The sequence below is a fragment of the Pseudoalteromonas sp. APC 3893 genome (assembly GCF_030408095.1).
GTDB lineage: Bacteria > Pseudomonadota > Gammaproteobacteria > Enterobacterales > Alteromonadaceae > Pseudoalteromonas.
Map to the genome: position 1 here is coordinate 98,164 of NZ_JASDCD010000008.1, position 12,428 is coordinate 110,591.

Sequence of the window (12,428 nt, forward strand, 5' to 3'; positions counted from 1 at the left end):
AATGCTTGGTAAAACACACCATCAGGCAGGCTTTTCTCTTTTGGAACTTGTACTTGTGGTTATTTTACTGGCTATCGTAATGAGTATTGCTGTACCGCAGTTTTTAGATATTAAGGAGCGAGCTCACCGTTCAAATATTGATACCGTTGCTGGTGGTTTTGCCAGTGCTGTAGGTTTAATTCGAGGACAGTGGGAACTGGACGCGAGGCCATCTGGAAGTGATGTTTCGCAGTTTGTAACGCATATAAATTATGGAGGTGTGGTAGTTGGTGTTGATGGTCGTTTTGGTACGCCAACGAGTGATGAAACAGAGCAAGAGAACACGCAGGCATTAGCGATGAGTAGTACCAAATGCCAACAGGTGTTGAATGTAATTTTACAAGATGCACCAAGAAGTACCCTAAGTAGTGACGCGTCAGTAGTTGAAGATACAATGTTTTTAGTGAGGTATAACGCAGATAAGCTGCAATGTATTTACTATTTAACTCATTCTTTAGATGCGAAAAATATTCCAACTGATGGTGAACCACATGTTGGCACCAGTGGATTTTCGTATTTTCCTGTAACAGGCAAAGTACAGATTTTTAAATCTTAAGTAATAACAAAGAGGCTTACTTATGAAAACGCAATCAATGAACAGTAACGTAGTGAATAAACAAGCAGGTTTTACTTTAGTAGAACTGATAATCGTAATCGTCATTTTAGGTATTTTGGCTGTTGTAGCCGCCCCTCGCTTTTTGAATCTGCAGGGAGATGCTAATGCATCAACACTTGAGGGCGTTCAAGGCTCTATTCGCAGTGGGATGAATATAGTCAATGGTAAAGCGATAATCGCAAGCGTGCAAAACTACGCATATGACGACGCAAATGTAACCCCAGAAGTGGAAGGTGTTGCACTTCATTATGGTTACCCTGTTGGTACCATTGAAGCATTTGAGAAATTCTTAGATATTGATTTTGCAGATGTAACTGATGTTGCTTCAAATGTAAATGGCGCTGATTTTAATCTGGTCGATGGTGATAGTGAAACCACAATAGTTACTATCTTTCCTAATAGTTATGTTGTGACCGACAATTGCCGTGTTGAATACACACCAGCAACGGATAAAGACACTCCACCAGTAGTAAATATCTTATTGGATGGTTGTTAATTCATTAACAATGAAATATACGTGTAAGCAACGATTGCGTGGCTTTACTTTGGTTGAATTGATTATCACCTTAGTTATTTTGGGTATCCTGTCGGTAACGGCAGGGCCCAAGTTTCTAGGGAGTTCAACGGAAGATTCTTATGCATATCGCGACCGGGTATTAGCAGTGCTAAGAACAGCGCAGTTACAAGCAATGCAAGATACTGGGCTTACGAGTTGTCATAAATTGTACATAACAGCGACCTTAATTGCAGGGCCGTCACCGGATACCTGCACAGGTGGTGCTGATGGAAATAATCCAGAAGATTCAGTAGTAGCGATTAAAACAAAGCGCAGTGACTTTGTTTTTACTGCATTGGACGATCAAGGTGGGCAATTTACGCAGATCAATTTTGATCCTTTAGGGCGAAGTGATCAAAGCTGCAATGGCACTTGTCGCATTGATATATCCCTTGCCGGAGTGTGTATCAGTGGTGAAGGACTTATATATGCGTGCCCATAATAATGGGTTTACCTTAATTGAATTGATTATCAGTATTGTCATTTTTGCCATTGCACTGACGATAATTACGGGCTTAATTGCACCTCAAGCGAGACAAAGCGCAGATCCTATCATACAGCTGCGGGCAAATGAGTTAGGGCAATCATTAATGAATGAAATTTTGGCCAAATCGTTTGATGAGCACAGCGAGCGTGCTCCGCCATTTAGGCGTTGCTCTGAAAGTTCATTAGGTGCCAAAGACTGCACAAAATCAGCGAAGTTAGGCTCAGACAAAGATGAAACACGCACCACTTATGATGATGTTGACGATTATATTGCACTGAGTAATCTGCCTATAACAAATAGTTTGGGTGAAGTACTTAACCAATATCAAGGTTTTAATGTGGTCGTTACAGTTACGTATGACAGTGACTTTAATAGTGTAACGGTAAACGATGGTGTACTTGCAAAGCGTGTCACGGTAATTGTAAGTAGCCCTAATGGTGAAGAGTACGGATTTAGCGCATATAAGGGTAATTATTGATGAGTAAATACCTAAAGCAGTCGGCATTTACGTTAATAGAACTCCTACTTGTAATGGTTATTTTGGGCATTCTTGCTGTTACTTCTTTTGCTTTTATTAACTCAGGGTTTAATATTTACAGTCAGGGGGTGGAGCGCCAAGAAGCCGTTGCACAAGCACGTTTTATGTTAACTCGTTTAGCAAAAGAGCTGCGCCATGCGATGCCTAACTCTTTACGTTTAAGCTGTGAAAATAATTGTGGTTTGAGCCAATGCCTTGAGTTTACGCCCTTTCAATCGGCTACCCATTACACTGGTTACTTACCTAACACTGCTCCCTTTATTGTTACGGCAGTCGATTTTGAATTAAATGATTCAGCTCAACCAAGTATTGGCGATTGGGCCAGTATTTATCCATTAGATCCGACAGAAGTCTACGACGTAAGTAATAATAAACGTCTGCAATTAACTAATTTCGTATCATCAGCAAGCAGCGAGTTAGATCAATGGCAATTTGCTCAAGCATTTGCACAAGAGTCACCAGCAAAACGAATTTATTTACTGGCGACGCCAGTTAGCTTTTGTGTAGAAGGCACACAGTTATACCGTTATCAAGATTATGGCTTTCGCAACGCCCAACTAGATGCCGTTGAGTTGCAAAGCACCAGCGCAGTAAAACGAGATCTTTTAGCGCTCCATATAGGTAATAACCTAGCAAGTAATGCTTTTTTTAGATTAAGTGACACAGCATTAACTCGTAATGCAGTACTGAATATTCACGCGTTCATGGCGTTTAATGATAACGAAGCCATGATGTTTAATCATGAGGTGCATATTCCTAATGTACCTTAGTTCACGAGTTAAAAAAGCAGTAATTAATAAAGCATATCAAGGTGGGAACCTACTGATTGTCACTTTGGTGATCATCGTTGTACTGCTAGTACTTGGCTTAGCATTGGTTAGAATTTTATCGGCATCTTCGCAGCAAAATGTGATCGAGTATTTTGGTTCTCGCGCCTATTTAGCAGCGCAAAGTGGTTTAGAAAGCGGGCTAACTGAAATATTTCCACTTAATAGTCCAGCGTTAAACTGCGCAGCAGTAACTACATCCCCTGTTTTTCAAACTCAGTATTTAGAAAACTGCACAGTAACAATAGCATGTCAGCAATACTTAAATGTACCCGATATCAGCAATAGTACGGGGGCGGTGAATATTTTTTATTTAAAAAGCAGTGCCACATGTTCACCAAGCAGTTGTGCTATCGGCGAGTCATGCCGTAAAGACTATTGGCAAACACAACGGACAGTGAGTGTGGGAGCGAAGACGCTACCATGAGGTATACATTACTAATTTTCATCTCTATATTGCTTTTTAGTGCTTCTAGCATTGCTGTAGTGCCTAAAATTGAAGGCCGTTTTATTGAGTTGCAAGATACCTATGTTTCGCCGATTTGGACCAAGATCAATTTTCAGCAACAATACGATACACCACCTGCAGTATTTATGTTGTCGACCAATCAAGGAGGAAACCCTGCGATTGTGCGCATTCGTAATGTAACGACAACAGGGTTCGAAGCGCTCCCTCTAGAGCCTACAGGGGAAGATGGTGAGCATATTACTATGGGAGCACATTATTTAGCGGTCGAATACGGTGTTCATGAGTTTCCTGATGGCACAATAATGGAGGTCGGCAGTACAGATATCCAATTAGAGATTCAATATGGTCCTAAATCTAACTACGTTTTGCCTAAAAGTTATCAGGCAATAAATTTTGCTCAACCCTTTGCCGTTAGGCCAAACTTTTTTCACTCTCTACAAACCATTAATAGCTTGGACAGCAATCCACCTACAGATGCATTACGGCCATTTTTAACGATTGCAGTCGAAACTAACTCGTTAACAACTTCGGGGGTTAATATTGCCCTAGAAGCCTCAGAAACAAGAAGTGGCTTAATAAATAGTGAAAAAGTGGCTTATTTAGTTGTTGAGCCTGGCAACAATCGTACATTTGTTGATGATAATCAGGTCGAAGTTTTATGGGAGAGCTTTTTTACTGGTTACAATGTTGATGGTTGGAGTGACGGTTGTAACTATTTTAATTTCTCAAATAATTTTGCTACCAAACCATTGGTTGTCGCAAGTAAAAATAGCCGAGTGGGTGAAGATGGTGGTTGGCTACGGAGCTGCAATTTGACTCGCAAAAGATTAGGTATTGTGGTCGATGAAGACCGTGATGGAGATAATGAGCGTAGGCACCCAGACGAAGAAGCCTCTATCTTAGCTATGACCAGTACGTTTGTATCAAATGGTGATATTCTAAGTTGTGACACATTATTTCCAGGCGCGATTGCAACATATAACAATGGCCAGATTCAGTTAGTCCAAGGAGTGACTGTCACCGATAACAACGCGAATGTGCTTACGACCACAAACTATATTTCAACGGCATTAACTAATATCCCTCTTTGTAATGGTCAGCCTTGTGCTGCAAAAGGTGACAATGCGTTAACTGCAGGGCAAGCTTCGCAAGTACCAACAGTGGCCAATGATGGCTCATCGGGTAGTGCAATACCTACAACACTCGGTGGTGACTACTTTTTTGATGAGTTACAAATGACCATGATTGCGCCTGAGTATAGAGTAACTGCACCCACACGTATTTTTTTACAAAATTCTACTACGTTACTGTCGACGTCATTTTTAACAGTGGCGAATACTAAAATTACAATAGAAAATGGGGCGTATTTAGCGATTTATGTAGATGGTGCGGTGTCGATTGGTGCCGCAGTCGATTTTTCAGCTTTTTTAGTCGCCACGGGAGAAGTTCGCATAGCGCAAGAGGTAAACTATACTGGCATGATCACTTCAGGTACTGAAATTATTGCAGAAGAAAGCTCGTCATTTACTGGTACTGCAGTGCCAAATAACATTCCAGGTTTTTGTGGTATTAATACCCCAGTTTTATTGGATCATTACCGATTATCAATGAGTGATAATAAAGGCCTTACCTGCGCAGCTAAAGAACTTACGCTGACTGCTTGTGCTAATGATGCATGCGATATAATTTATGATGAAGTATCCACTTTAGATTTATCACCAGATAATAATACTCAACAAAGCTGGGTGACGGGGGAGGTGATAACTTTTACTGGCATTACAGATTTACAGTTTGCTAAGCGTACTACAGGGCAAGTGCAGTTTGGCTATAACGTGGCAGACCCATCAGCGCCGCTACGTTGTTATATTGGTGGTACAAATGTGGGCTTAGGTGGTTGTAAGGTTACTTTTTCAGACGCTGGGTTTATTTTTACCAATGAAACTAATAACAACACATCAATTTTAAATCAATTATCAGGTAAACCGTCAAACACCGGGTTCAATGCATCGCAACTATCAATCCAAGCCGTGAAAACCAATACCACAACGGGCGTATGTGAAGCAGCTTTCCCTGCTGGTGGAGAAGTTGCTATAGATTTAGCCTATAGCTGCAGTGCAGGCTCTACGTGCATCGATAATCTTGCCCTAACAAATAACAGCACAACCCATAGCATAGGCCAAAGTTATCAAACAGTGCCTTTAAAGTTTGATAGTGACTCAAAAGCACCTATTGTTATTAACTATCCGGATGCTGGTAAACTAAGTTTAAATGCAAAATTAAATTTAGTGCTAGACCCAGTAACTAACTTATCGGTAAATCTAACGGGTAGCTCAAATGAGTTTGTGGTTAAGCCATTTGGTTTAGCTATGAGCTTTCCTGATGCTGGAGCAAATGCTTACGCTGATGATGCTAGTGGCAGTTTATTTAAACTCACAGGGGAGTCATTTTCCTTAAAAATGAACGCCGTGCAGTGGCTTGATAACCAAGACACCAATAATGATGGCTACCCAGACGATTACAGTGCAATTTCAAGTAATCCAATCGCTAAGCACTTTATAGGTGAGCAACCTGATGTACAACCGAGCATTTACTTGCCAACGGCAGGAGTGCTGGGAACATTACAAGAAGAGAACTTAGTTGCGTTTGCAGATACTGGTAGCTTCAGTGAATCGGTATCGAGTTATAGCTACGACCAAGTCGGTATTATTGATTTAACTGCAGGGCTCAAAGGTGGCGATTATTTTGGTGCTGGCGATGTGCGAGGTGCGATTACTCGTGTTGGCCGCTTTGCGCCCTCGCAATATGCAGTACAAAATATTCAAGCCAGTGCACAGTGCACCCGCTATGGCAGTAATGGCACTTATATGAATGAGCCATTTACTTTAGGGTTTACTGTTCAGGCGCTTAATCAAAATAATCAAGTGATGAAAAACTATATCGGCGGATTTGTTAATTCAGCGGTAAGCATCAATGCAGAAAACAGTGAAGTAGGTAATTATATATCGGGTAATAGTTTAACCCCTAGACTACAAAATTTAGAGACTAGTCTATGGGGGAGTACGTCAGCCTTAGCAGGACTTTTCACTATAAGTGATAACGATACTGTATTAGCGCGGCGCGGCTTTAATGATCCAGATGGCCCATTTGAAAGTGTAAATTTGATGACAACAGTGACAGGAATTGAAGGCGCAGTCTTACTCGGCGCTGATGATAACCCCACTTTAGCAACTGACTGTGCGCTAAGTAATAGCTGTAATAGTGTGGTACTTAATGATACGCCTATTAGTTTTCGCTTTGGCCGTTTAGTGCTGGGTGATAATGCAGGCTCTGATTTAGACAATTTACTGGTGCCTATGCAAGCGCAGTATTTTAATGGCAGTGAGTTTGTACTTGATACTAATAATAATTGCACTGTGTTTGAGCACCCACAAATAACACAAGTATCTCCTGCCACGCCTGAGCTCAGTTACATATATGGTAATGACATAAGTGGTCAGCTTGAACAAGGTGTTTACCCAGCGAGTAATGGTGTTTATGCAGAGCCTAAAGGTCCGGGTATTTTTACCCTTGAGTACGATACAGAAAATTGGCTTGAGTGGGATTGGCAAGGTGATGGCAGCCAACTAAATCCACAAGGAATTTTACAATTTGGCCGTTTTAGAGGAAATGATCGTGTTATTTACTGGCGTGAGGTACGGTAATAGTTGTAAACTCAGATAATTTTTGAACAAAGCTTGTGTTTTGTGTTGCAAGTACATAGCATAAGAGTTTAATTATTAAAAAAATAAATAATGACCAAATAATTGCCGCTTTTTGGGAATGGAATATATGCGAATTGCTCCTTTATCTCTGTTAATTTCAGCAAGTTTGTTTGCATCAAGTGCATTTGCACAAGATACAGCAACGGTTTCTGGAATTGAATCTGAGATCAGTATTAAACAAGCTGAATACGATAACTCTACACAAATACTTGAAAAACATTTAAAAGAAGAAAGCCAGTTACAGAGCCAACTTGATTTATTACGTACACGTTCAACAGAGCTAGACAAAGAAAAAAACCAAGCTCTTGATGCGATGAACGAAATGTATCGTCGTTTAATCGACGACCCCACTATTGATATCAGTACTGCGCAAGCACGGTATCAGCAAGCTGTTGTGGATCATAAACAAAATAAAGATGATATCGCGATGCAGTTAGCGGCAATTGCATCTCATCGAAAAGACATTGAGCAAATTCGTGTAGCTAAACACACTCAGTTAAATACCTTAGAAAGCTTAAAAGAGCAGTTAACAACCGCTCGCGTAGAACGCTTGCGCAATGAATTTACCCGTGAAGGCACGCTTGAAGTAAACCATACAATTAATTGTAAGCGTACAGAAACCCTTGCAGCGTGTGAGCAACGAGGCCAGCAAATGGGCTTACAAAAGGCGACAAAACGCTTTGTAGACCAAATTTTTGCTAACTTAACAGAAGAGCGTTTAGTTGAGCCAAAGCGTAATATGGCTGGTGCTCAAGTGCAAATTTTAAGTAGCCATGTCGTGAACAGTGCGTTCAGTGGCCAAGGTAACTATAACGTAAACCTTAGTGTAACAATGCGTGGCGATGTAAATAGCAGTCGTTTATGTAACTTACTAAGTGTAGATAATCGTTACTGTTCAGAATATGGCACGCCGCTAAGTACTCCTTATCAAGCCAGTTACGGTACTACCTTCTCTGATAGTCAGTTAACATTCAGCGATAGCAGGGATAATAGCACAGTCGCTGTGTCGCGCATGAGTGAACAACCAGTGCAAGACTATTCTGTTAAATCAACGGCAATGGTTAATCCATTAGTTGTTGATAACAATAAAAACAAAATGGTTGAGTTAACATTGCGCTCAAACGTGTACGACGATGAAGTATTTATTGATGGTGTGAGCTTTGGAGCTACTCGCTTAGCGACAACCTTACCAAGTGGCATTCATGATATTGAAGTGCGTAAACAAGGTTATCAACCTTACCGAGTGCGAATTGATTTGCGAAAGGCGCAGACTATTAACGCCAAGTTGGTAAAAAAGCCTGAGTCGATTGCTGCACCGACAAACACCCGAGAGCAAAGTATAAAGCCTGTTGGTAATGCATCTGGCGCTGCAGTTGTTGTTATTCCAGCTGGTACATTTGAAATGGGTGATATTAACGGTAATGGTCTTGCGAATGAGCGCCCTGTGGTTGAAAAAACCATTGCCAACTCGTTTGCAATGCAAAGTAAAGAGGTCACTGTTGGCGCATACCAACAATTTGTGACAAATACAGGTTATCAAACTGAAGCCGAGAAAAATCGCGGTTGTGCTTATTATTTAAATGGCGAGCCAGTGTGGGAAGCTAATTTAAATTGGCGTAACCCAGGATTTGAGCAAGGTAATGATTTCCCTGCTGTATGTTTAACTTATAATGACGCCAAAGCGTATGCAGATTGGTTGTCAGGTCAAACCGGTCAGCGATATCGTTTACCCAATGAAGTTGAGTGGGAGTACGCTGCTCGTGCAGGAACCAAAACTGAATACCCTTGGGGCAATGAGATAGGTAAAAATTTAGCGAATTGTGGTTGGTGTGGTAGCGAATGGTCAAATCAAAGCGCAGCCCCAACAGGTACATTTGCACCCAATGCGTTTGGGCTTTACGACACAGTAGGAAATGTATGGGAATGGACTCATAAATCGGCTGACCAGTCAGATGTTACTGTTCGAGGTGGTGCATGGAATTTTGCTCCTAGCTTAGCTCGCGCATCAACGCGTTTGATTTTAGCGCCTGATTTTCGTGCAAACTACATAGGTTTTCGTTTAGTACGCGAACGATAAATATTTAAAAGGAAGCTTAGCTTCCTTTTTTAGCTAATTTACATAGGTAGTTGTGCTTTATATTGCTGATCTAGCTCAGCGTGATAAAGTGACAAGCAGCTAACATAAGAACGTTTTTCAAAGGTCATCCAGCCTCATGTTTAAGAAACTCCGTGGTATTTTTTCAAACGATCTATCGATCGACTTGGGTACAGCCAATACCCTAATTTATGTCAAAGATGAAGGCATAGTCCTCAATGAACCATCAGTAGTCGCAATTCGTCAAGAGCGTGCTGGTGGCCCTAAAAGTGTCGCCTCTGTAGGCACCGAAGCTAAGCAAATGCTAGGTCGTACGCCAGGTAATATTAAAGCAATCAGGCCAATGAAAGATGGTGTAATTGCTGATTTTTACGTTACCGAAAAAATGCTTCAACACTTTATCAAACAAGTACATAACAATAACTTTATGCGTCCGAGCCCGCGTGTACTAATTTGTGTTCCATGTGGTGCAACACAAGTTGAAAAGCGTGCTATTCGTGAATCAGCCATGGGTGCCGGTGCGCGTGAGGTTTATCTAATTGAGGAGCCTATGGCTGCCGCTATTGGTGCGGGGTTACCTGTATCAGAAGCAACAGGCTCTATGGTTGTTGATATTGGTGGTGGTACAACTGAAGTGGCAATTATCTCACTTAACGGTGTTGTGTACTCTTCATCAGTACGTATTGGTGGTGATAAATTTGATGAAGCCATTATTAACTATGTGCGCCGTAATTTTGGAAGCTTAATTGGTGAAGCCACAGCTGAAAACATCAAGCATCAAATTGGCTCTGCATTTAAAACTGATGAACCCATTGAAATTGAAGTGCGTGGCCGAAACCTTGCTGAAGGTGTACCGCGTTCATTCACATTGAATTCCCATGAAATCTTAGAAGCCTTACAAGAGCCATTAATGGGCATTGTTAGTGCGGTTATGGTTGCATTAGAGCAATCACCTCCAGAGCTTGCCTCAGACATCTCTGCTAAAGGTATGGTGCTAACAGGCGGCGGTGCGTTACTAAAAGATTTAGATCGCTTATTAATGGAAGAAACCGGCATTCCGGTTGTGGTTGCTGATGATCCATTAACCTGTGTTGCACGTGGCGGCGGTAAAGCACTTGAAATGATTGATATGCACGGTGGTGACGTATTTAGTTACGACTAATGAAGTTAATGTTTGGACGTGCCATTTCTTTGCAACTGCGACTCTTTGTCGCAGTGCTTTTGAGTATCGTATTGATTGTTGGGGATAGGTATACTCAAGGTGGCACAACCGTCCGTACCAGTTTAAATACCCTTGTTAGCCCGTTAATCTACCTTGCAAACCTCCCTTACGAAGTGTTTAGTCTGGGTGCTAAAAGCCTACATACTCGAGAACAATTACTTCGTGAAAATGAAGCATTAAAGCAAAAGCAATTAATGCAAAGTGAGCAGTTACAGCAATATCAGTTCCTAGATAAAGAAAACCAGAAACTGCGTGCATTATTAGGCTCATCTGCTAAGCAGCCTAACCGCAAAATTATTGCGCAAGTACTGTCTGTACATTCAAATCCTTATAGCCACCAAGTGGTGATCAATCGCGGTGCCATTGATGGCCTCAGCGAAGGACAAGCGGTCATCGATGAAATGGGTGTCGTTGGACAATTAACTAAAGTGGGCTCAACTACCTCACGAGTCTTGCTGATGACCGACACCACACATGCAACCCCCGTACGTATTTTACGTAACGATGTGCGCACTGTGGTTGAAGGTGTTGGTAAAATCAATTTAGTAAAGCTTTCTCATGTGCCTCATAGCTTAGACGTGCGCTACGGCGATATTCTTGTTACGTCTGGCTTAGGTGGGACATTTCCTGAAGGCTACCCTGTTGCTGTAGTGACTGAAATTAATCGTGATGAAGGGCGTCCATTTGCACAAGTGTATGCAGAACCTATCGCTTTGTTAGATCGCATTCGTTTATTAGTCATCTTGTGGCGCAATAAACAGGAAAGTATATCAGATGAATAGTCGCTATAGCTTATTGATTGCTTTGAGCATATTTTTTGCCTTGATCATGGCATTGATGCCACTGCCATTTTCATTCGAACCGTTTCGCCCTGATTGGGTTTTATTGGTTTTAATGTATTGGTCATTAGCAGTACCACACAGGCTTAATATTGGCATTGCCTGGGTGGTAGGGTTGATTATCGACTTAGCCTCAGGCTCGCCGCTTGGCGTAAACTCACTGACTTTTTCGATTTGTATTTTTATTACTGCAAGTAACTTTCAAAAAATACGTAATTTCTCACTGTGGCAGCAAGCAATTTTGGTTGGCTTGTTTTTAACCTTTTATCACTTAATGCAATTTTGGTTAAATCACTTTTTAATGGATGTTTACTTTAACCCGCAGTATTTATGGCCTGTTGTTACAGGTACGCTTAGCTGGCCTTGGGTATTTTTATTACTACGTAAATATCGTCGTCATTTCAGGATTAGATAATGCAAAACGCCATTTATTTAGCGTCAGCTTCGCCACGTCGCAAAGAGCTTTTAACTCAGCTCGGTATCGAGTTTTCGCAATTTAGTGTTGATGCTGATGAAACCCAATTAGAAAATGAAACGCCGCTTGTTTACGTTGAACGCTTAGCACGCTTAAAAGCACAAAGTGGGGTGGCAATGGGCTATCACGATCGTCCTGTACTAGGGAGCGATACTGTGGTCGTTATTGACAACCAAGCACTTGGAAAACCAACAGATAAAGCTGATTTCATCGCAACATTAAAGCGCTTATCAGGGCGTACTCACCAAGTACTTACCGCTATTGCGTTTGCCAGTTCTAATAAAGTAATGAGTCAGGTTGTGACAACCGATGTTACATTCAAAACACTTACCGATGCAGAGTTAGACGCTTATTGGCTAAGTGGTGAGCCGCAAGATAAAGCGGGTGGATATGGTATTCAAGGCTTAGGAGGCCGATTTGTAACACATATTTCAGGTAGCTATTTTGCAGTTGTCGGCTTACCTTTATATGAGTGTGAAAAATTATTAAGTGAATTTTAAGTAG

12 protein-coding genes are annotated in these 12,428 nt (G+C 41.4%); all 12 read left to right on the top strand.

Annotated elements, in window-relative coordinates; genetic code table 11:
- Position 1 precedes the first annotated feature (1 nt).
- The gene (locus QMA12_RS11695) at positions 2-595 is read left to right on the top strand and encodes a prepilin-type N-terminal cleavage/methylation domain-containing protein (RefSeq protein ID WP_087533321.1); all 594 of its coding nucleotides are present in this window, start codon (positions 2-4) and stop codon (positions 593-595) included.
- 22 nt (positions 596-617) lie between these two features.
- Positions 618-1,151: a prepilin-type N-terminal cleavage/methylation domain-containing protein gene (locus QMA12_RS11700; protein ID WP_087533320.1), complete on the top strand. Its 534-nt coding sequence runs from the start codon at positions 618-620 to the stop codon at positions 1,149-1,151.
- A 10-nt stretch (positions 1,152-1,161) separates the two neighbouring features.
- Positions 1,162-1,653 (top strand): prepilin-type N-terminal cleavage/methylation domain-containing protein, encoded by a 492-nt coding sequence (locus QMA12_RS11705; RefSeq protein WP_087533379.1) that lies wholly within the window; start codon positions 1,162-1,164, stop codon positions 1,651-1,653.
- Positions 1,640-2,176 (top strand): prepilin-type N-terminal cleavage/methylation domain-containing protein, encoded by a 537-nt coding sequence (locus QMA12_RS11710; protein WP_087533319.1) that lies wholly within the window; start codon positions 1,640-1,642, stop codon positions 2,174-2,176. Before QMA12_RS11705 ends, QMA12_RS11710 begins: the two co-directional genes overlap by 14 nt.
- Positions 2,176-3,006 carry a type II secretion system protein gene (locus QMA12_RS11715; protein WP_087533318.1) on the top strand — a complete coding sequence of 277 codons (831 nt, stop codon included), beginning with the start codon at positions 2,176-2,178 and terminating at the stop codon, positions 3,004-3,006. Before QMA12_RS11710 ends, QMA12_RS11715 begins: the two co-directional genes overlap by 1 nt.
- On the top strand, positions 2,996-3,490 hold the full coding sequence (locus tag QMA12_RS11720; RefSeq protein WP_087533317.1) for an agglutinin biogenesis protein MshP: 495 nt from the start codon (positions 2,996-2,998) through the stop codon (positions 3,488-3,490). The genes QMA12_RS11715 and QMA12_RS11720 overlap by 11 nt, the downstream gene beginning before the upstream one ends.
- Positions 3,487-7,233: an H-type lectin domain-containing protein gene (locus tag QMA12_RS11725; RefSeq protein WP_290210324.1), complete on the top strand. Its 3,747-nt coding sequence runs from the start codon at positions 3,487-3,489 to the stop codon at positions 7,231-7,233. Before QMA12_RS11720 ends, QMA12_RS11725 begins: the two co-directional genes overlap by 4 nt.
- Positions 7,234-7,360: 127 nt before the next feature.
- A complete protein-coding gene (locus tag QMA12_RS11730; RefSeq protein ID WP_087533315.1) occupies positions 7,361-9,370 on the top strand; it encodes a formylglycine-generating enzyme family protein in 2,010 nt (669 codons plus the stop codon).
- Positions 9,371-9,506: 136 nt separating this feature from the next.
- The gene (locus QMA12_RS11735) at positions 9,507-10,550 is read left to right on the top strand and encodes a rod shape-determining protein (RefSeq protein ID WP_016709506.1); all 1,044 of its coding nucleotides are present in this window, start codon (positions 9,507-9,509) and stop codon (positions 10,548-10,550) included.
- Complete coding sequence (gene mreC / locus QMA12_RS11740; RefSeq protein ID WP_176372557.1) at positions 10,550-11,392, top strand: rod shape-determining protein MreC; 843 nt, start codon at positions 10,550-10,552, stop codon at positions 11,390-11,392. The genes QMA12_RS11735 and mreC overlap by 1 nt, the downstream gene beginning before the upstream one ends.
- Entirely contained in the window at positions 11,385-11,864 is a 480-nt protein-coding gene (mreD, locus tag QMA12_RS11745; protein ID WP_087533314.1) for a rod shape-determining protein MreD, read from the top strand. The genes mreC and mreD overlap by 8 nt, the downstream gene beginning before the upstream one ends.
- Positions 11,864-12,424, top strand: a complete 561-nt coding sequence (locus tag QMA12_RS11750; RefSeq protein ID WP_290210325.1) for a Maf family protein — start codon at positions 11,864-11,866, stop codon at positions 12,422-12,424. Before mreD ends, QMA12_RS11750 begins: the two co-directional genes overlap by 1 nt.
- Positions 12,425-12,428: the final 4 nt, after the last annotated feature.